The sequence below is a fragment of the Mesorhizobium sp. ES1-3 genome (genome assembly GCF_020164795.1).
Classification (GTDB): domain Bacteria; phylum Pseudomonadota; class Alphaproteobacteria; order Rhizobiales; family Rhizobiaceae; genus Mesorhizobium.
In genome coordinates this window covers 28,753-47,450 of the sequence record NZ_JAIUGW010000002.1, presented here as the reverse complement: position 1 = coordinate 47,450, position 18,698 = coordinate 28,753, and the positions used below count along the sequence as shown (strand labels likewise).

Below are 18,698 nucleotides of genomic sequence, written 5' to 3'. Positions count from 1 at the left end.
ATGGAATCCGCCGAGAAACTATCCGTCACCGTCACGCCCGCCATGGCACGTATGATCCGAGAAAAAGTCGAGGATGGCTCTTTCGGCTCAGCGAGCGAGGTCATCCGGGCTGCCCTTCGCGCTTTCCAGCGCGAAGAAGAGGAACATGCCGAGCGTATGGCCTCGATCCGGGCGCGCGTGAAGGCATCGATCGAAGACACAAGACCAGGCGTCCCGCTGGATGAAGCGATCGAGCGAGTAAAGAAGCGAATCTCGGAGCTGGCGAGAGAGAGCGATGATCCAGCGTCTCGCCGTCATTCTTAGCCAAGAGGCACTCGCCGATCTGGATTCGATTGCCAGCTATATTCTCGACCAGAGCGGAAGCGAGCGCGTAGCCATTCAATTCGTCGACCGGATCAAGCTTCGCTGCCAGAGCATCGGCAATGCGCCTCGCGGCGGGCGGTCCCGCGACGACATCGTGCCGGGCTTGCGGACCGTTCCATTCGAACACTCGGCCGTCATCGCCTATGTGATCGACAACGACCTCGTGCACATCGTCAAAATATTCTACGGCGGCCGCGACTATGAAACGCTGATGCGTGATGGCGGGTCGAGCGGGCCATCGTAGCAGAACTATTCCGCTGGCTCGACGCTTGCCGACGGCAATCCCGGCTTGCCCGCCTCGCCCGGATTTCTCCGAACATATGCCGCCTTCAGCGTTTCCGAGGTTTCGCGCGAGCCGTCATGGCTCCAGCCTGGCGGCTTGATCAGGTAGTTCAGACGCTCGCGCAGCGTCAGATCGGGTGCGAAGGCATCTCTGAACATGCCGATCCATTCGTGGAATGCCACCTTCAGCGGGTTGAAGGTGCCCAGATTCCTGACGATGCCGTAGCGCGGCCGGTCCTCTTCCAATTCCTCGACGAAGGTGCCGAACATGCGGTCCCAGATGATCAGCGTGCCGGCGTAGTTGGCGTCGAGATAGCGCGGGTTGGTGGCGTGGTGGACGCGGTGATGTGACGGCGTGTTGAAGATAAACTCGAACCAGCCCCACATCTTGCGGATCGTCTCGGTGTGGATCCAGAACTGCCAGACCAGGTTGAAGCCGAAGGTGAAGGCAATCACCGCCGGATGGAAGCCGAGCAGCACCAGCGGCGCTTGCAGCACGAACATGAAGGTGAACAGCCCGGTCCAGCTCTGCCTGAGCGCCGTCGAGAGGTTGTAGTGCTGGCTGGAATGGTGGTTGACGTGCTCGGCCCAGACCCAGCGCACCCGATGCGCGATGCGATGGTAGACATAATAGCGCAGATCATCGAGCAGGAAGGCGGCCAAGAACACCCAGACCGACAGGCCGAGATTGAAGACACGGAACTGCCAGAGCCACAGCAGCGCCCAGTAGGAGACGACGCCGAGCAGCAGCCCGGCAACGACATTGCCGGTGCCCATCATCAGGCTGGTCAAGGTGTCGCGCGTCTCGAACGAGCCCTTGGCGCGACCTGTGCGCACCAGCCATAATTCGATCAGGATCGCGGCGACGAAAAACGGAATGGCCAGTTGGGTGACCTGCGGAAAATCGTAGCTGTCCATCACGCGGCCTCCCTCGCGGAACTCGTGTCTCGCGGCCCAAGAGCGTTCAGCAAGGCCCGTGCGTCGACGTCACTGGCAAAGCGGAAGCGGCCGCCCTTCCAGGTGAAGTCCGTCAGCCGCACCTGGATCGTGTTCGTATCGTCAGCATTGGACACAATGACGTCCCCAGGCGTCACGACGCGGGTCAGAAAGCAGCCGCCGATACTGTGGACGATGCCCGTGCGGCCATGGCCAAGATCGAGAAAAGCGGACCGGCTGTCCGCCGTTAGTCGAACCGCGATCGCAATCTCGTCGGGAAAGTCCTCTGCGAATCGGCCTATCGCTTGAGCAGCGCCGGTCAGCGTGGCCATCTTGCTACCGCCGGTGAAATGCACGGCGGCGACCGACAGCGCAACGCCTAGCACGACGATCGCGACCAGCACGGGCAGGCTCATGGATTTCCTCCGGGCCAGCCCGTCGTCTTCTGCGACAGTTCTCGGCAGGCGGACTCCTTAACACAATTGACGTTTACGTCAAAGTGCCGGCCAGCCCTTGCCTGCGCGACGCAGCAGCAACCAATGCCGGCGCAACGCCGACAGCCGCGCCACGCCGCCGAGCGGTGAGTGGCGCCAGCCTTCCATCTTGTCGAGGTAGGCGCGTGACAGCGCCAGCGGCAGGAATGCCGGACGCAACGACCCCGGCAGCGCGGCGGCACCCCGCTCGAAGGCGGAAAGATGTTCGCGCGCCAGCGCGATCATCGCGGCCACGGCGCGCTGAGCGCCAGGCCCGCCATCGCCAGCAACAAATGCGTCCGGCGACGAGCCCGCTGCCGCCAGAATATCGGCCGGCACGAAGCATTGCCCGCGCTTGCGGTGCAGCGGCAACAGAAGCAAAAGGCCCGTCATCGCCTGGGCGCAGCCCGCCCTGCCCGCCAGTTCGGCAAACCCCGGCGCCTCGACAGGATCGAGCACCATTGCCGCGAGCTGGATGAGCGCGGCTGCAGTCTCGCCGCAATAGCCCTCCAGATCGGTGCGCGATGGCATCGGGTCGTCGTAGAGATCGAAGATACGTGCTTCGAGCATGTTCTCGAAGGCGAGTTTCGGCAGCTTGAATGTCGCAATGGTGGCGTTCAAGGCTTCGGCAACGGGATGGCCCGCGCCCGCCTCGCCGCCGGCGGCAATGACATCGCGCCACCATTGCAGCCGCACCTCACCGGGCAACGGCTCATGGATGCGGTCACGGATGCCCGCGATCTCGGCATTGAAAGCGTAGAGCGAAAACAGCGCGTCGCGCTTATCGGCAGCTGCATAGAGCGCGGTGAGATAGCGATCATGATCGGCGGCGCGCACCCCGTCCATGACGATTTTGGCATTCTGCGACATATCAGTCGACGGCGATGAGCGCGGCAGCCACGGCGCGGTTTTCCGCCAGAAGGACGTTGTAGGTCCGCACTGCTGCACCGGTCGACATCGGGTCGGAGGCTATGCCTGCATCCTTCAATGCCCCCCGCAGCGCCGCCGGCAACGGCCGCAGATCCCTGCCCATGCCCACCAACAGGATCTCGACCCTGTCGGCCTCGGCCAGAAGCCGGTCGAAATCCGCCGTCGTCAGCGCCAGGGGATTTGCCGGCTCCCAGCCATGGATGCCGGACGGCAGACACAGGAGCGAGCCGCGATGCGACATGTCGGCAAAGCGGAAGCCGCCATTGCCATAAGCCTCGATCGGCGCGCGGCCGGGGAAATGCGCCTCGCGGATGACGATGCCTTTGCCGGTCACCACTCTGTCACCTTCGGGGCCGCGCGTCAGGTCGCGACCGCCTTGCCACCGTTGACCGGCTTCTCCTCATCGGCCGAAGCTTGCGGCCGCAGCTTGAACAGGATCAGCAACGGCGCCGCGATGAAGATCGAAGAATACGTGCCGAACACGACGCCGAACAGCATCGCCAAGGTGAAGGAGCGGATCACTTCGCCGCCGAACAGCACCAGCGCCAGCAGCGCCAAGCTGGTCGTCACGGACGTCAGCGTCGTTCGCGACAACGTCTCATTGATGGCGTTGTTCAACAGTTGCGGCAACGGCATTCGCTTGTATTTTCGCAGATCCTCGCGGACGCGGTCATAGACCACGATCGTGTCGTTCAGCGAATAACCGATGATGGTCAGGATCGCCGCCAGCGACGACTGGTTGAATTCCAGCCCGCTTATGACGAAGAAACCGAGCGTCATGACCACATCGTGCACCGTCGCGACGATAGCGCCGACCGCGAACTGCCATTCGAAACGGAACCAGACATAGACAAGGATGCCGACCAGCGCGACGATCATGGCTATCGTGCCTTGCTTGGCCAATTCGCCGGAAACCGTCGGGCCCACCACTTCGACGCGGCGGAAATTATACTGGTCCTGCAACTCGCCGCGCACCTTGTCGATCACGGTCTGCTCGGCATTTTCACCCGCGTCCTGTGTGCCGACGCGGATCAACACGTCGTTGGGCGCACCGAACTGCTGCACCTGCACTTCGCCGATGTTCAGTTCCGTCAGTCGGCTGCGGATATCGCCGAGATTGGCATCGCCGCTCTTGGATTGGACCTCGATCAGCGAGCCGCCCTTGAAATCGATGCCGTAATTGATGCCGACGCTCATGAACAGCACGACGGACAGTATCGACAATGTGCTCGACAGCGCGAACGTCCACCGGCGGATACCCATGAACGGAATTTTCGTGCCCGGTGGAACGAAGGTCACCGGTGCTTTCGGCAATTCCTTCGGACGGGCACGCCGGAGCCAGATCGAGACCAGCAGACGGGTGAAGGTGAAAGCGGTGAAGACCGTGGTCAGGATGCCGATGGCATAGGTGATGGCAAAGCCCTTCACCGGTCCGGTTCCGAGATAGAACAGCACCACGGTGGCAATCAGCGACGTGACGTTGGAATCGACGATGGTCGCCAGCGCCTTCGAGAAACCGGTGTCGATCGCCTGGATCACCGAGCGGCCGGCGCGTCGCTCCTCGCGGATACGCTCGTAGATCAGCACGTTGGAATCGACCGCCATGCCGATGGTCAGCACGATACCGGCAATACCCGGCAAGGTCAGCGTCGCCCCGAGCAGCGACAGCAGCCCGACGATCATCGCCACGTGCACCGCCAGCGCGATGTTGGCGAGGAAGCCAAGGAAACCGTAGGACACGAACATGAACGCCACGACGAGGATCGAACCGATGATGCCGGCGACCTTGCCCGCATGGATCGAATCCTGGCCTAGGCCCGGCCCCACGGTGCGTTCCTCAATGACGGTCAGCGTCGCGGGCAACGCACCGGCGCGCAGCAGCACGGCGAGATCATTGGCGCTCTGGGCTGTGAAATTGCCGGAGATCTGGCCCGTGCCGCCGAGGATCGGCTCGCGGATCTGCGGCGCCGAGATGACCTGGTTGTCGAGGATGATGGCAAACAGCTTGCCGACATTCTGCGCGGTGGCCTGGCCGAAGCGGGCAGCGCCCTTCGAATCGAAGCGGAACGAAACCACCGGCTCGTTGTTCTGCGAATTGTATGTCGCCTGTGCGTCGACGAGGTTTTCACCCGATACGATGACGCGGTTTTCGATCAGGTAGGGAACGGGCGGATCGTCCTGCGAATAGAGCACCGAATCGCCTGCCGGCGGGCGTCCCTTGAGGGCGTCCTGCACCGGCATCGACTGGTCGACCATCTGGAAGGTCAGCTTCGCGGTCTGGCCGAGGATTTCCTTCAGCCGCTGCGGGTCCTGCAGGCCAGGCACCTGGACGAGGATGCGGTCGTCACCTTGCCGCTGCACGATAGGCTCGGTCGTGCCGAGTTCGTTGACGCGGCGCTGGACCACTTCGATCGACTGTTCCAGTGCGGTCGATGTGCGGTATTTGATGCCGGCGTCGGTAACGGTGAACTTGAGCAGGCCGGGCTCCGAATCGTCCAGTGACATTTCCTGGATGGAGCCGCCTGTGAACAGGCCGGCGGCAACGGGATCCGTCAAGCTCTTCAACGCCTTCTTGGCGGCATCGAGTTGGGCCGGATCGGTGATGCGGACCTGCAGGGTCCGGCCCGTGCCGGCTAGGCCGGTATAACCGATCTTGGCATCGCGCAGCAGTGTGCGGATTTCATCGCGCGCCGTCTCCAGCCGATCCTTGATTAGGTCGTTCTGATTCATCTCCAGCAGGATGTGCGAACCGCCCTGCAGGTCGAGGCCGAGCGTCATCTGCCGCTTCGGCACCCAACTGGGGAGCTGGGCCAGCGTGCTGGCGGGGAACAGATTGGGCGCGGCGAGGATCACTGTGGCGGCCACGGCCAGCCAGATCAGGATCATCTTGAAGCGCGAGAAATAAAGCATATGGCGTCGTCCGTCAGAGCGTGTCCGCGGATCGCTCCGCCTTGAATCTGGTTATTTCTTGGCGTTCTGGTTGGCGACCGGTTCGCCCTTGACGCGCACGTCGGCGATCGTCGAGCGCAGCGCCGTCACCTTGGTGCCGCCGCCAAGATCGATCTCCAGCTCGTTGTCGTCGATCACCTTCGTCACCTTGCCGACGAAACCGCCGCCGGTGACGACAGTGTCGCCGCGACGAACCGCCGCCAGCATCTCGCCGCGCTTCTTCAGCTGTGTGCGCTGCGGGCGGATGATGAGAAAATACATGATCACGAAAATCAGGACAAACGGCAAAATGCTGATGAACATATCGGGAGAGGCGCCGCCGATGCCTTGGGCGTATGCCGGTGTCACGAACATCGAGGTACTCCTGAATTTTGAAAACAGCCGCCAAACCGTCTTGTGGAATTTGGCGGCCCCTAGAAATTTGGCCGGAATATAGTCGGTAAAGTTGTCAATGCAACTGCGCGGCCGGGCAAATCCGCTGCTTTTCCGGCCTGTTTAGCCGTGTTAGAGCAGGATCACGAAAAGCGCGAGCCAGTTTTCGGAAAAGATCACGTTCGAACAAATGGTTGCAACCGGTTTCGAAACCGCCGGAATCGAACCGGGGCCGCCTACCACGGCAAAAACCAAAGCAAAAGACCTGATATGACCGATACCAGCATTGACGCCCTGAACCAGAAACTCAACCGCCTGATCGAAGCGGTCAGCCGGCTCGCGCCGCCGCCGGTGCCTGAAACCGACCTCAACGTGGCCGATTGCTTCGTCTGGCAGGCCGAACCCGGCTATCTGGAGCCGGTGCGCAAGGTCAACCGCGTCGACATCGGCCTGATCCGCGGCGTCGACCGCGTCCGCGACATCCTCGTCGACAACACCGAGCGCTTCGCCGCCGGCTTCGCCGCCAACAACGTCCTGTTGTGGGGCGCGCGCGGTATGGGCAAATCGTCGCTGGTCAAGGCCGTGCATGCACAAATCAATGCCAAGGCCAAATCCGGCCTGCCGCTGAAGCTGATCGAAATCCACCGCGAGGACATCGACACGCTGCCGAAGCTGATGGGCTTGCTGAAGGCGGCCCCTTTCCGCGTCATCCTGTTTTGCGACGACCTTTCCTTCGATCATGACGACACGTCCTACAAGTCGCTGAAGGCGGCGCTTGAAGGCGGCGTCGAGGGCCGCCCGGCCAACGTCATCTTCTATGCCACCTCGAACCGCCGCCACCTGTTGCCGCGCGACATGATCGACAATGAGCGCTCGACCGCCATCAACCCGTCCGAGGCGGTCGAGGAAAAGGTCTCGTTGTCCGACCGTTTCGGCCTGTGGCTCGGCTTCCACAAATGCTCGCAGGACGAATATCTCGACATGGTCAACGGCTATGCCAGCCATCATGGTCTCGACATCGACCCCGAGCAGCTGCGGGCAGAGGCGCTGGAATGGGCGACGACGCGCGGCAGCCGCTCGGGCCGGGTCGCCTGGCAGTTTACCCAGGATCTGGCTGGTAGGCTCGGCAAGCCGCTACAGGATTGATGCGGTCATTTGGGTGGCGGCGGCCGTCGCAGGTCGCGCGGCGTTTGGCCGATCTCTCGGCGCATCCAATGCGCCAAGTGTGACTGGTGCGCAAAGCCCGTCATTTCAGCGACTTCGCTTGTGCTGAGATCGCCTCGCTGCAGCAGAACGCGTGCGCGTTCGACGCGACGTCGCAACACATAGCGGTGCAAGGTGACGCCCGTCGCCGCCTTGAACCATGTCCGCAAATGCGAGCTGCTCGCGCCGGCAACTCGGCTTAGTCGATGGATCGAAAGCGGCTCGTGGAGAGCCGCCTCGACGTACTCCAGCACGCGTGTCAGCTGGGTATCCGACAAACGGTTCGTTCGACCGATATCAGGTTCACCGAGGCCAAGCAGCCTCACCGCCAGTGCGGCGCCAATGCTGTCGGCAAACAAAGGGTCACTCGGCGAGTTTGCATTCAGTTCGCTCTCGAGCGCTCGAGCGAGATGTTCGATGCGCTGGTCACGAAGCAGGTGCCGCGTGTCGAGCCGCAATGCTTGCGCCTTGCCGCCAAGCTCCTCCGCCACCCTTTCCATCAAGGCTGGCTGCAACGCGATCTCCAGCGTGTCGAACGAGGTTTCGGCCTCGAAGCCGCCCTCCTGGCCGGCCGGCACCAGGTCGATATCGCCGGCGCGCCTGACGAAATATCGTCCGACCTGATTGCAGTAGGAGCGCGTCGCCGCACTGGCATGCACCATGATGCGATGGTGTGACGCCGGGGGCAGGCGGTGGACGCCGGCTTCGATATGCCGGGAGGCCATGGTTACGTCGGACGCGGCTTGGGCCGGAGCGTATTGCGAACGCATGCTCTCTCGATTCGTGGCAAAACCTGTTCGAGATTTGGCAATTCCCGCGCGATTTTCAATGCCGTGGACCTGTACTCACGCCTCTCCATCAAACTTGGACGAGAGGTTATGCCATGAGTTTCTATGTTGTTGTCGGAGCGGGGCCGGTCGGTCGCGAAACCGCTCGCCTTCTTGGCGAGGAAGGACATGATGTCATTCTCATCAGCCGGAGCGTCGGTTCGAACGCGTTGCGGAACGTGCGGGCCGTACAGGCCGACGCCACCGATGCCTCGGAACTCGCGCGTGTCTGCCAAGGCGCCGACGCCATTTTCATGTGCGCCATGGCCACCTATCACAGGTGGCCAACCGATTTTTTCCCCATCATCGACGGCACCGTGCGCGCGGCGGAGGCGGTCGGCGCTAAGCTCATCGTCCTTGGAAACCTGTATGGCTATGGGGAAAATGCCGACAGCCCGCTTCGCTCCGACCTTTCCCTGGACCCGACTTCGAAGAAAGGAACCGCCAGGACGATCATGTGGCAGCGGGCGGTCCGTGCCGACGTGCCGGCACTCGAAGTGCGATCCAGCGACTATCTCGGACATGGCGCCATCAGCTACTTCTCGCTGGTCGCGCTGCCCTCCATCATCGAGGGGAAGCCCACAGCTTTCATTGGAAATCTCGATGCCACGCACGCCTGGGCCTTCACCAAGGACGTCGCCAGGACGCTTGTCGCGGCCTCCCGTTACACGGGCGAGTGGGGGCGCGCGTTTCACGTTCCCTCGCAATACGCCTCACCCCGCCAACTCATCCAGAAAACCGCCGCGATGCTTCGGCAAGAGGCCTTGGAAATCCGTTCCTATTCCACTGCCGAGATGGAAGCATTGGGCATGCATGAGCTCATCGAGATGAGCTATCTTTTCGAGACCCCCTTGCTGGTGGATTCCTCCGACGCCGAGATGCTTCTCGGTATCAAGGCCAGCAGCCTCGAGGTGATGATCGCCGACACGCTGCGCGATCATCTTTGAGCCTTGAGAAACAGCCATCCGACAAAACTGAAAAAGCCCGCTCCTTGCGGGGCGGGCCTGAGCCGGCGGGCCGGACTGGAGGTCAGGCGGCCCGCGAATCGCTTTTTTTATTCTATTCGAGATAACCTGACGGATCGACCGGAGCCGAGTTCTTGCGCACTTCGAAGTGCAGCTTCGGCGAGTCCGTCGTGCCGCTCATGCCCGAGAGTGCGATTTCCTGGCCGCGCTTGACCTTCTGGCCGCGCTGCACCTCGATCGAGCTGGCATGACCATAGACGGTGACCAGACCGTTCTCGTGACGCACCAGCACCGTGTTGCCGAATTCCTTCAACCCGTCGCCGGCATAGATGACGACGCCGTTCTCGGCCGCCTTGACCGGCGTGCCAGTTGGCACGGCGATGTCGACGCCGTCCTTGCCGGATCCGAAACTGGAAATCACCCGGCCGCGAACCGGCCAGCGCATCTTGCCGATCCCAGTGGCACCCGGCGCCACCGCGTCGTCGTCCTCGGCCTGCTGGATGACCTTGGCGTCCTTCTTCGGCGGCGTGTAGGATGCCAGCGTTTCCGACGGCGTGGTCTTTGCCGGAGCTTGCGTGGTTGCGGTGGTCACCGGATCGACTTTGGCCGGCTTGGCACTGGCGACTGTCGCTGTTCCGCCGGCCGGCACCTTCAGCGTCTGGCCGATCTTGAGCAAGCCATCCTTCATGGCATTGGCCTGCTTCAGCGCCACGACGCCGACGCCGGTCTTCCTGGCAATCGAGGACATCGTGTCTCCCGACTGGACCGTATAAGTGCCCGCAGCGCCGGTTGCCTTGGCCACCTGCGCCGGCTTTGGCTCCTTGGGCTGGCTCGCGGCGGCCGACGCGTCGACCTGGGCCGCGGACTTGCCCTCCTTGAGCTTCGGCTGCTGCGGCAGCACGGCGACCTTGTCCGGCGCGGTGGCCGGCAGATCGTGCTTGCCGTCCTTCGCCGGCTTCGCGTCGGCAACCTTCGGCTCGCCCTTGCTTGAATAGGCATAGGCCGGGATGACGATCTTCTGACCGGTCCTCAGCCCCTTGGTCGGGCTCAGGCCGTTCACCTTCATGATGACATCGGCCGGCACCTTGTAATGTGCCGCAAGGCCGGAAAGGGTCTCGCCGTCCCTGACGACGATTTCTGTCGCGTGCGGCGTGCCGGCCTGGGCCATCTTCGGCTCGTCCGGCTGGGCATTCTTGAAAGGCTTCGCGGCCGGCGCAACAGTGCCGGTCGTCGCCCTGTCGAGATGCGGCGCCGGGCGAACCAGGGCCGGCGCCGATGCGACTCGCACCGGATTGGTGGCGGGCGCGAGCGCTGGAGCCGGCTGCGCCTGCGCGGAAGCCGGTGGCGGCAATGGCCGACTGGAAACCGGTTCGAGACTGGAGCGGCTCACCGACTGCGTGTGGCTGCCGTCGAGCGGAGCGGCCGAGACATCGCCCGGATAGGGCTGAACCGCATCCTGCTTGTTGATGATAGCGCGCTGATTGTTTGTCGAGGAAGTGAAGACGTCGTCGACACTGTTGAACCGCGAAGCCTGGGAACTGCACCCTGCCGCCGCGCCCGCAATCATCAGAACAGCGCAGCCCCGCGCCAGATTGCGACTATTTGCCTTCAAAACACTGAGTTGCATCGCACTAACCCGCACAAACGCTGCACCAACTGGACAGGATTAAAGCGCGTTAATGTTACTGGGCGGTTAACCCATTAGAATCCGACGAAAATTTTCTTAAAACATTTGAGGATGGTCGGCGATACCGATAGCTGGGTCCGAAAGAGATCCGGCAGCCGGCCTGAAACTAGATAACCGCTGCCAAGCTGCGCAGGATCGGTTGCAGCCGCACCATGCCGATATCCTCGCGTTCGAAACGGCTGCCGACCTTGGTGAGCTTGGCCAGCACCTGCTCGCCCTCCTCCGGGCCGATCGGTGCGATGACGATGCCGCCGCTCGACAATTGGTCGAGCAGGAAGCGCGGCAGGCTGTCGAATGCCGCCCAGGCCACGATGCGGTCGAACGGCCCTTCATTGGGCAATCCGTTGGAACCATCGGCCTGGCGCACGATGGCATTGCCCATGCCGAGCGCCTCGAAACGCTGCCGGGCTTGCTCGACCAGCGTCTTGTAGCGATCGACGGTCACGACGCGCGCCGCCAGCCGCGACATCACAGCCGCCGTGTAACCTGAGCCGGTGCCGATTTCGAGCACGCGGTTTCCCGTTTCGATGGCGAGTGCGGCGATCACCGCCGCCTGCATGTCAGCCCCTTCGATCGCCTCACCGCATTCGATCGGCAGCATGCGATCCGACCAGGCGATCGGGTGGAACTGCGCCGCCAGGAAGCCGCGTCGCGGCGTTGCTTCGAAAGCCGCGATCAGCGCCTTCGGGACCATTCCCCTGCCGCGCAGGCGCAGCAGGAAAGCTGCAAATCCTTCGCGATCATCGATTGGAAAGCCTTGATTCATGCAAGCGCCTTGCTCAATTGGTCACGGATCTCATGCGCGGTGAGGTCGAGCTGCAACGGCGTCACCGACACCAGCCGGTTGCGCAGGGCAAAGAGATCGGTTCCCTGCTTGCCTTCGACCGGCTCGCGGCCGAAGCGCAGCCAGTAATAAGGCAGGCCGCGCCCGTCGCGGCGCTCGTCGACCCACAGGCTGTGCACCAGCTTGCCCTGCGTGGTGACCACCGTGCCGGCCACTTCCTCGGGAAGGCAGTTCGGAAAATTGACGTTGAGCAGCACGCCGTCCGGCAGCGGCGCCGCGACGAGCTTCTTCAGCAGCGCCGGCGCCAAAGCCTCGGTGGTCTCATAGGGGACGACACGGTCTTCGCCGACATAGCTGTAACCCTGGCTGAGCGCGATCGAGCGGATGCCGAGCAGTGCGCCTTCCATGGCGCCGGCGACGGTGCCCGAATAGGTCACGTCGTCGGCGATGTTGGCGCCCGAGTTGATGCCGGACAGGATCAGGTCGGGTGCGCCGGGCAGTATCTTCCTGACGCCCATGATGACGCAGTCGGTCGGCGTGCCGCGCACGGCAAAATGCTTCTCGCCAATTTTTCGCAACCGCAGCGGCTCCGAGATCGACAGCGAATGCGCATAGCCCGACTGGTCCTGCTCCGGCGCCACCACCCAGACATCGTCGGACAGTGTGCGGGCGACGCGCTCGAGTGACGCCAGGCCCTCGGCATGAATGCCGTCGTCATTGGTCAGAAGAATGCGCATTATTTCGATTCGATCTTTTCCAGACCGCCCATGTAAGGCCGCAGCACTTCAGGAATGGTTACGCTGCCATCCTCATTCTGGTAGTTTTCGATGACAGCAATAAGCGCGCGGCCGACAGCGGTGCCCGAACCGTTGAGCGTATGGACGAAACGGTTGCCCTTGCCGTCCTTGTCCTTGTAGCGGGCGTCCATGCGGCGCGCCTGGAAATCGCCGCAGACAGAGCAGGACGAGATTTCGCGATAGGCGTTCTGGCCAGGCAGCCAGACTTCGATGTCGTAGGTCTTGCGCGCGCCAAAGCCCATATCGCCGGTGCACAGCACCATGGTGCGGAACGGCAGGCCGAGCCGCTTCAGCACTTGCTCGGCGCACTCAGTCATCCGCTCATGCTCGGCGAGCGAGGATTCCTGGTCGGTGATCGACACCAGTTCGACCTTGTAGAACTGATGCTGGCGCAGCATGCCGCGCGTGTCACGTCCCGCCGAGCCTGCCTCGGAACGGAAGCAGGGCGTCAGCGCGGTGTAGCGCAGCGGCAGCTTTTCATGCGCGGTGATCTCCTCGCGCACGAGATTCGTGAGCGGCACTTCGGCAGTAGGGATCAGGCCAAGCCTGCCCTCCCCGTGCGGCGTGAAGAACAGATCCTCCTCGAACTTCGGCAACTGGTTGGTGCCGAACAGAACGTCGTCCTTCACCATCAGAGGCGGGATGACCTCCTCATAGCCGTGCTCGGTCGTGTGCAGGTCGAGCATGAACTGGCCGATCGCGCGTTCCATCCGCGCCAGGCCGCTCTTGAGCACGGTGAAGCGCGAACCGGACAGCTTTGCCGCGCGCTCGAAATCCATCATGCCGAGCGCTTCGCCGATCTCGAAATGCTCCTTCACCCAGTTGGGCCGCGTCGGCGCCTTGCCGACGATATGCCTGACGACATTGTCGTGCTCGTCCTTGCCGACCGGCACGTCGTCGAACGGAACATTGGGCAGCACCGCCAGCGCGTCGTTCAGGGCCTTGTCGAGCTCGCGTTCGCGCGCCTCGCCGTTCTGGATGAAAGTCTTGATCTCGCCGACTTCGGCTTTCAGCTTTTCGGCAAGGGCGGCATCGCCCGAACGCATGGCGTTGCCGATCTCCTTCGAGGCGGCGTTGCGGCGCTCCTGCTTGGTCTGCAATTCGGTGACATGCTCGCGCCGCACCTCATCCCGGGTGATCAGATCATCGACTGTGGACTGCGCCTCCTCGGACGACCACGAGCGCTTGACCAGCGCCTCGACAAGGGCCTTCGGGTTGTCGCGAATCCATTTGATGTCAAGCATGGTCTATCCGTCCTCAAGCTAGGCTTGAGGGGCGTAAACCGCATCCTTGATCGATGCAAGATGAGGCGGGGCGGCGGTTGTCGTTTTCCGCCGCCGCTGATGCCTTACGAGGCAGCAGGCGCGGGAGGCTCGTCCGGCGCCTTATCCGCCACGGTCTCGCCCGCTTCCTGCTTCTCGCGTGCAAGCCGCTGTTTTTCCTGATCCCGCTCGATCCACCGCGCGGCCCAGATGGAGACCTCGTAGAGAAGGATGGTCGGAAGGGCCAGGCCGATCTGGCTCATCGGATCCGGAGGTGTCAGCACCGCTGCAACGATGAAGGCGATGACGATCGCCCATTTGCGTTTCTCGGCCAGCGCCTTGGACGACAGCATGCCGACGCGCGTCATCAGGCTGGTCACCACCGGCAGCTGGAACACCAGGCCGAAGGAGAAGATCAGCGTCATGATCAGGCTGAGATATTCCGACACTTTCGGCAGCAGCGAAATCTGTACCTGGTCGTCCGTGCCGGTCTGCTGCATGGCGAGGAAGAACCACATCACCATCGGCGTGAAGAAGAAATAGACCAGCGAAGCGCCCATCAGGAACAGGACGGGCGACGCGATCAGGAACGGCAGGAAGGCATTGCGCTCGTTCTTGTATAGGCCAGGCGCGATGAATTTGTAGATCTGCGTGGCGATCAGCGGAAAGGCGATGACCATGCCGCCGAACATGGCGAGCTTGACCTGCGTGAAGAAGAACTCTTGCGGCGCGGTGTAGATCAGCTCGACCTTGTGCGGGTCGAGCCCCGCCCACTTCGTCGCCCATTTGAACGGGACGACCAAAAGGTTGAACAGCCTTTTGGCGAAGAAGAAGCAGACCAGGAAGGCTACGAAGAAGCCACCGAGCGACCAGATCAGTCGCCTGCGCAGCTCGATCAGGTGCTCCATCAGCGGCGCCGACGATTTTTCGATCTCGTCCTTTTCCTTGTCCGAAACGCTCACTTGGCGGCTCCAGCCGTCTTCTTGGCTGCCGGCTTCTTCGCCGGAGCAGGCTTCGGTTCGGCTTTCATCCCAGCCTTGGCGGCAGTCGACTTGACGGCAGCCGGCTTCGTCGCAGCCGCGGTGGCAGACGCTGCCGCTGTCGTGGCCTTTGTCGATGCCTTGGGGGCGGCTTTTGCCGCCAGCGCGGGTGCGGCCTTTGCCGTCACCGCCTTTGTGGACGCCGAGGCCTTGGACGGCGCTTTTGCAGCCGGTGCCGTCCTGGAGGTTTTCTTAGCTGCCTTCGGCGCAACTGCGGATTCCGTGGATGCCGTCACCACCGATTCATCGGTCATCGCCGGGAAAATCGGGGCTGGTGTCGTGGCTTCAGGGCCGTTGACGCCAGGCATGGTCGTTGCACCGTTCTTCAACGGCTCGGCCACCTGTGGCGTCGAATTGACGGGCGCCGACGGATCGGCGGCTGGTTTCGGCTTCATCGCGGCGTCGACGCCGGCGCGTACATCGGCCGCGGCCTGCTCGAACGGATTGAGCTGCTTCTTGATCTCGGCGACCGGGCTCAGGCCCCTGAGCTCGTCGACTGACTTTTTGACGTCGTCGAGTTCGGCTTCCTTCAATGCCTCGTTGAACTGCTTCTGGAAATCGCCCGCCATGGCGCGCAGCTTCGCCGTCGTGCGGCCGAAGGTGCGCAGCATGTTGGGCAAATCCTTTGGCCCGACGACCACGATCATGACGATCGCGATCACCAGCATTTCGGTCCAGCCGACTTCAAACATGGCAATCTGTTCCGACTAGAACTCTTTGGCTCAGCTCTTGCTGGCCTTTTCCTTCGCGGCCGAAACGGTCTCATCGGCACGGTGTTCGACGGTGCGCTTGTCGTCGGCGACGTCGTCGTCGGCCATGCCCTTCTTAAAGCTCTTGATGCCCTTGGCCATGTCGCCCATCAGCTCCGGGATCTTGCCGCGGCCGAACACCAGAAGCACGATGACCAGTACGATCATCCAGTGCCAAATCGAAAATGAACCCATAGCAAATCTCTCTCGAATGGTTTCCCTGGCGATGATCTATGCGTTTTCGCGTTGGGATTCAAACACAACCGCGACAGAGTTTATGAAAGGGTGTCGGATGTCACGCATTTTCGGCGATGCCGCCCGCTACCAAACGGCGCATGTAAAGCCGCAAGACGGCTTTTGATAGGCGCTTGTGGTCAATCTTCCGTGACGCGCGGCGTCAGCAGACCGAGCTCCTCGAGATCGATGTCGGTCAACGGATCCTCGTCCTCGGTCAGCACGTCGGGATCGGCCGGCGGCTGCGGGATGGAGAAGTTCGACGGCATGCGGCCTGAAAGCAGACCGGCGCCCTTCAGTTCCTCCATACCCGGAAGATCGCGGATCTCCTCGAGCGCGAAATGATCGAGGAAGGTTTCGGTGGTGCCATAGGTGACGGGACGGCCGGGCGTTTTGCGGCGGCCACGCATGCGCACCCATTCCGTCTCGAGCAGCGTATCCAGCGTCCCCTTCGAAGTCTCGACGCCTCTGATGTCCTCGATCTCGGCGCGAGTCACCGGCTGGTGATAGGCAATGATCGCCAGCACCTCGAGCGCCGCCCGCGACAGCTTGCGCTGCTGCACCGTATCGCGGCTCATCAGGAAGGCCAGGTCGCCGGCGGTACGGAACGCCCAAGCGTCGCCCACTCGCACCAGATTGACACCGCGCCGGGCGTAGATCTGCCGCAGCTCTGTCATGGCGAGGGCAACGTTGATGCCATCGGGAAGCCGTGCGGCGAGCTGCTTTTCGCTGACGGGCTCGGCGCTGGCGAACACGATCGCCTCGGCCATGCGCACGGCTTCCGCCATATGCAGCCGCTCGGCAGGATTCTGTACCGAAATCTGGTCGATCTCACCCTCTTCCGGCTCATCGTCCATCTTGAAAGGAATAACCGAAGCGTTGGCGCGTTCGCTCATGATGCCACCTCGACTGCCTTGATCGTCTGAGCGCGGTGGTCGCGCAGATAGATCGGCGCGAACACCTCGTCCTGCCGCATATCCACCCTGCGCTCGCGCACCAGTTCCAGTGTGGCCGCGAACGAACTGGCGATCGCGGTGCGCCGCTCTTGCGGGCTGGTCAGATATTGAATGAGAAAGCTGTCGAGCGTCGTCCAGTCGCGCAGCGAGCCGATCAGCCGGGTCAGGATGTCGCGAGCGTCCTTGAGTGACCAGACGCCGCGCCGGGCAATCGTCACATTTGTGATCGCCTGCTTCTGCCGCTGCTGGGCATAGGCGGTCAAGAGATCGTAAAGCGAAGCCGAATAGGTGTTGCGCTTCTCGATGATGACCATTTCCGGCATGCCGCGTGCTAACACGTCGCGGCCGAGCCGGTTGCGGTTGACAAGGCGCGCCGACGCATCGCGCATGGCTTCGAGCCGCTTCAGCCGGAATTGCAGCACCGCCGCCAGTTCCTCGCCGCTTTCGCCCTCTTCGCCCGGCTGCTTGGGGATCAGGAGCTTCGATTTGAGGAAGGCCAGCCACGCCGCCATCACCAGATAGTCGGCGGCAAGTTCGAGCCGCAGCGCCCGCGCCGTCTCGACAAAGGTCAAATATTGCTCGACCAGCGCCAGGATGGAAATGCGCGCCAGATCGACCTTCTGGGTGCGGGCAAGATGCAAGAGAAGATCGAGCGGGCCTTCGAAGCCGGCCACATCGACGACCAGCGACGGGTCGCCCGTCAGCCGTGACTCATCGTTCTCGGCCCACAGACGGTCCATCGGTGCAGCCTTCGCGGCCTTGCTTTCCAATGCTTCCGCCACTGCCTGTCACTTCCTCTTGCTAGGCCACCGCATCGAAATAGGTGGCGAATTCGGCACGGATTTCGGTTTCTTCGGCCGCGTCGCGTTTGCTTATATAGGTCATCGCCCGCTTGGCGCGCTCCAGCGACTTGCCCTCAAGCCCCGTGGTGCGCGATGCGATGCCCGCCATCTCCTCGAAAACACCATTGCAGTGAAGGACCAGATCGCAGCCCGCCGCAAGGATCGAGGCCGCCTTTGTCGGGAAATCCCCAGAAAGTGCCTTCATCGAGGTGTCGTCGCTCATCAGCAGTCCATCGAAGCCGATCTCGCGGCGGATGATCTCGTCGATGACCTTGCCGGAAGTCGTCGCCGGGTTCTTGGGATCGATCGCGCTGTAGACGACATGCGCGGTCATTGCCATCGGCAGATGGTTGAGCTCACGGAACGGAGCAAAGTCGTGCCGCTGCAGATCGCCGAACGAGGCGTCGACGACGGGCAGTTCGAAATGCGTGTCGGCAAAGGCGCGGCCATGCCCCGGAATATGCTTCATCACGGGCAGCACGCCACCCGACATCAGGCCCTCGGCGGCGGCGCGGCCGAGTTCGATGACCGGACGCGGATCCTTGCCATAGGCGCGCGCGCCGATGACATCGCTGGCCCCTTCGATCGGCACGTCGAGCACCGGCAGGCAATCCGCCGACATGCCATAGCGCAGCAGATCGAAGGCATGCAGCCGCGCCATCAGCCAGGCGGCGCGGACACCGGCGTCGTGGTCATCGCGCCACAGCGCCCCAAGCGCGCCGCCGGCCGGATAGTTCGGCGCCAGCGGCGGCCGAAGGCGCTGTACCCTGCCGCCCTCCTGGTCGACGAACACCAGCGCGTCCGGGCGCCCGATACAATCGCGCATCTCGGCGACCAGATCGCGGATCTGCTCGGCCTCGCCGATATTGCGGGCAAACAGGATGAAGGCCCACGGGCATTCGTTGCGATAGAAATTGACTTCTTCGCGGGTGAGCGATTTCCCGGCACAGCCGAGGATCATGGCTTTTGATTCGGTCATTTCAGGAGTCTAGGGCTTCGCGCGATCAAAGGGAATCGTCCCTGACCGCATGCGGCGGGCTACAAGAC

21 protein-coding genes are annotated in these 18,698 nt (G+C 62.7%); 4 read left to right on the top strand and 17 right to left on the bottom strand.

Features of this window, described 5'->3' with window-relative positions; genetic code table 11:
• A complete protein-coding gene (locus LB536_RS03280; protein ID WP_084637101.1) occupies positions 1-303 on the top strand; it encodes a type II toxin-antitoxin system ParD family antitoxin in 303 nt (100 codons plus the stop codon).
• Entirely contained in the window at positions 275-607 is a 333-nt protein-coding gene (locus LB536_RS03275; RefSeq protein WP_140808775.1) for a type II toxin-antitoxin system RelE/ParE family toxin, read from the top strand. The genes LB536_RS03280 and LB536_RS03275 overlap by 29 nt, the downstream gene beginning before the upstream one ends.
• Before the next feature lie 5 nt (positions 608-612).
• On the opposite strand, the gene LB536_RS03270 is transcribed toward LB536_RS03275, so the two are convergent.
• From LB536_RS03270 to yajC, 6 genes are all read right to left on the bottom strand, one after another.
• Positions 613-1,563: a sterol desaturase family protein gene (locus LB536_RS03270; RefSeq protein WP_224590110.1), complete on the bottom strand. Its 951-nt coding sequence runs from the start codon at positions 1,561-1,563 to the stop codon at positions 613-615.
• Entirely contained in the window at positions 1,563-1,997 is a 435-nt protein-coding gene (locus LB536_RS03265) for a hypothetical protein (RefSeq protein ID WP_224590109.1), read from the bottom strand. Before LB536_RS03265 ends, LB536_RS03270 begins: the two co-directional genes overlap by 1 nt.
• Positions 1,998-2,075: 78 nt before the next feature.
• Positions 2,076-2,924 (bottom strand): phytoene/squalene synthase family protein, encoded by an 849-nt coding sequence (locus LB536_RS03260; protein ID WP_224590108.1) that lies wholly within the window; start codon positions 2,922-2,924, stop codon positions 2,076-2,078.
• 1 nt (position 2,925) lies between these two features.
• Positions 2,926-3,318 carry an Mth938-like domain-containing protein gene (locus LB536_RS03255; RefSeq protein WP_224590107.1) on the bottom strand — a complete coding sequence of 131 codons (393 nt, stop codon included), beginning with the start codon at positions 3,316-3,318 and terminating at the stop codon, positions 2,926-2,928.
• 26 nt (positions 3,319-3,344) lie between these two features.
• Complete coding sequence (secDF, locus tag LB536_RS03250) at positions 3,345-5,894, bottom strand: protein translocase subunit SecDF (RefSeq protein WP_224590106.1); 2,550 nt, start codon at positions 5,892-5,894, stop codon at positions 3,345-3,347.
• Positions 5,895-5,945: 51 nt separating this feature from the next.
• On the bottom strand, positions 5,946-6,287 hold the full coding sequence (gene yajC / locus LB536_RS03245) for a preprotein translocase subunit YajC (protein ID WP_010909882.1): 342 nt from the start codon (positions 6,285-6,287) through the stop codon (positions 5,946-5,948).
• A 288-nt stretch (positions 6,288-6,575) separates the two neighbouring features.
• On the opposite strand from yajC, the gene LB536_RS03240 reads away from it, so the two are divergent.
• Entirely contained in the window at positions 6,576-7,451 is an 876-nt protein-coding gene (locus LB536_RS03240) for an ATP-binding protein (protein WP_224590105.1), read from the top strand.
• Positions 7,452-7,456: 5 nt separating this feature from the next.
• Here the strand turns inward: LB536_RS03240 and LB536_RS03235 are convergent, their stop codons facing one another.
• Positions 7,457-8,278 (bottom strand): AraC family transcriptional regulator, encoded by an 822-nt coding sequence (locus tag LB536_RS03235; protein ID WP_224590104.1) that lies wholly within the window; start codon positions 8,276-8,278, stop codon positions 7,457-7,459.
• Between the two features lie 113 nt (positions 8,279-8,391).
• Between LB536_RS03235 and LB536_RS03230 the strand changes: the two genes are divergently transcribed.
• Entirely contained in the window at positions 8,392-9,282 is an 891-nt protein-coding gene (locus tag LB536_RS03230; RefSeq protein WP_224590103.1) for an NAD-dependent epimerase/dehydratase family protein, read from the top strand.
• Between the two features lie 112 nt (positions 9,283-9,394).
• Here LB536_RS03230 and LB536_RS03225 read toward each other — a convergent pair whose 3' ends face one another.
• From LB536_RS03225 to nagZ, 10 genes are all read right to left on the bottom strand, one after another.
• Positions 9,395-10,927 carry a peptidoglycan DD-metalloendopeptidase family protein gene (locus LB536_RS03225; RefSeq protein ID WP_224590102.1) on the bottom strand — a complete coding sequence of 511 codons (1,533 nt, stop codon included), beginning with the start codon at positions 10,925-10,927 and terminating at the stop codon, positions 9,395-9,397.
• 166 nt (positions 10,928-11,093) lie between these two features.
• Positions 11,094-11,753, bottom strand: a complete 660-nt coding sequence (locus LB536_RS03220) for a protein-L-isoaspartate(D-aspartate) O-methyltransferase (protein ID WP_140761388.1) — start codon at positions 11,751-11,753, stop codon at positions 11,094-11,096.
• Entirely contained in the window at positions 11,750-12,508 is a 759-nt protein-coding gene (surE, locus tag LB536_RS03215; protein ID WP_140761390.1) for a 5'/3'-nucleotidase SurE, read from the bottom strand. Before surE ends, LB536_RS03220 begins: the two co-directional genes overlap by 4 nt.
• Positions 12,508-13,812 carry a serine--tRNA ligase gene (gene serS, locus LB536_RS03210; protein WP_224590101.1) on the bottom strand — a complete coding sequence of 435 codons (1,305 nt, stop codon included), beginning with the start codon at positions 13,810-13,812 and terminating at the stop codon, positions 12,508-12,510. The genes surE and serS overlap by 1 nt, the downstream gene beginning before the upstream one ends.
• Positions 13,813-13,916: 104 nt before the next feature.
• Positions 13,917-14,792 (bottom strand): twin-arginine translocase subunit TatC, encoded by an 876-nt coding sequence (gene tatC / locus LB536_RS03205; RefSeq protein WP_140808794.1) that lies wholly within the window; start codon positions 14,790-14,792, stop codon positions 13,917-13,919.
• Entirely contained in the window at positions 14,789-15,562 is a 774-nt protein-coding gene (gene tatB, locus LB536_RS03200) for a Sec-independent protein translocase protein TatB (protein ID WP_224590100.1), read from the bottom strand. The genes tatC and tatB overlap by 4 nt, the downstream gene beginning before the upstream one ends.
• A gap of 30 nt (positions 15,563-15,592) precedes the next feature.
• Complete coding sequence (locus LB536_RS03195) at positions 15,593-15,814, bottom strand: twin-arginine translocase TatA/TatE family subunit (RefSeq protein WP_015317533.1); 222 nt, start codon at positions 15,812-15,814, stop codon at positions 15,593-15,595.
• Between the two features lie 179 nt (positions 15,815-15,993).
• Positions 15,994-16,749, bottom strand: a complete 756-nt coding sequence (gene scpB / locus LB536_RS03190) for an SMC-Scp complex subunit ScpB (protein ID WP_140808798.1) — start codon at positions 16,747-16,749, stop codon at positions 15,994-15,996.
• A complete protein-coding gene (locus LB536_RS03185) occupies positions 16,746-17,549 on the bottom strand; it encodes a segregation and condensation protein A (RefSeq protein ID WP_224590099.1) in 804 nt (267 codons plus the stop codon). Before LB536_RS03185 ends, scpB begins: the two co-directional genes overlap by 4 nt.
• Positions 17,550-17,610: 61 nt before the next feature.
• Positions 17,611-18,630, bottom strand: a complete 1,020-nt coding sequence (gene nagZ, locus LB536_RS03180; protein ID WP_224590098.1) for a beta-N-acetylhexosaminidase — start codon at positions 18,628-18,630, stop codon at positions 17,611-17,613.
• Positions 18,631-18,698 lie beyond the last annotated feature (68 nt).

Bases quoted from the DNA above. Each gene is read 5' to 3' on its own strand.
- LB536_RS03280 (WP_084637101.1), top strand. From the start codon at position 1: ATGGAATCCGCCGAGAAACTATCCGTCACCGTCACGCCCGCCATGGCA.
- scpB (WP_140808798.1), bottom strand. From the start codon at position 16,749: ATGAGCGAACGCGCCAACGCTTCGGTTATTCCTTTCAAGATGGACGAT.
- serS (WP_224590101.1), bottom strand. From the start codon at position 13,812: ATGCTTGACATCAAATGGATTCGCGACAACCCGAAGGCCCTTGTCGAG.
- LB536_RS03225 (WP_224590102.1), bottom strand. From the start codon at position 10,927: ATGCAACTCAGTGTTTTGAAGGCAAATAGTCGCAATCTGGCGCGGGGC.
- LB536_RS03270 (WP_224590110.1), bottom strand. From the start codon at position 1,563: ATGGACAGCTACGATTTTCCGCAGGTCACCCAACTGGCCATTCCGTTT.
- LB536_RS03235 (WP_224590104.1), bottom strand. From the start codon at position 8,278: ATGCGTTCGCAATACGCTCCGGCCCAAGCCGCGTCCGACGTAACCATG.
- LB536_RS03260 (WP_224590108.1), bottom strand. From the start codon at position 2,924: ATGTCGCAGAATGCCAAAATCGTCATGGACGGGGTGCGCGCCGCCGAT.
- tatB (WP_224590100.1), bottom strand. From the start codon at position 15,562: ATGTTTGAAGTCGGCTGGACCGAAATGCTGGTGATCGCGATCGTCATG.
- LB536_RS03195 (WP_015317533.1), bottom strand. From the start codon at position 15,814: ATGGGTTCATTTTCGATTTGGCACTGGATGATCGTACTGGTCATCGTG.
- LB536_RS03265 (WP_224590109.1), bottom strand. From the start codon at position 1,997: ATGAGCCTGCCCGTGCTGGTCGCGATCGTCGTGCTAGGCGTTGCGCTG.
- nagZ (WP_224590098.1), bottom strand. From the start codon at position 18,630: ATGACCGAATCAAAAGCCATGATCCTCGGCTGTGCCGGGAAATCGCTC.
- LB536_RS03185 (WP_224590099.1), bottom strand. From the start codon at position 17,549: ATGGACCGTCTGTGGGCCGAGAACGATGAGTCACGGCTGACGGGCGAC.
- yajC (WP_010909882.1), bottom strand. From the start codon at position 6,287: ATGTTCGTGACACCGGCATACGCCCAAGGCATCGGCGGCGCCTCTCCC.
- LB536_RS03220 (WP_140761388.1), bottom strand. From the start codon at position 11,753: ATGAATCAAGGCTTTCCAATCGATGATCGCGAAGGATTTGCAGCTTTC.
- LB536_RS03230 (WP_224590103.1), top strand. From the start codon at position 8,392: ATGAGTTTCTATGTTGTTGTCGGAGCGGGGCCGGTCGGTCGCGAAACC.
- secDF (WP_224590106.1), bottom strand. From the start codon at position 5,894: ATGCTTTATTTCTCGCGCTTCAAGATGATCCTGATCTGGCTGGCCGTG.
- LB536_RS03240 (WP_224590105.1), top strand. From the start codon at position 6,576: ATGACCGATACCAGCATTGACGCCCTGAACCAGAAACTCAACCGCCTG.
- surE (WP_140761390.1), bottom strand. From the start codon at position 12,508: ATGCGCATTCTTCTGACCAATGACGACGGCATTCATGCCGAGGGCCTG.
- LB536_RS03275 (WP_140808775.1), top strand. From the start codon at position 275: ATGATCCAGCGTCTCGCCGTCATTCTTAGCCAAGAGGCACTCGCCGAT.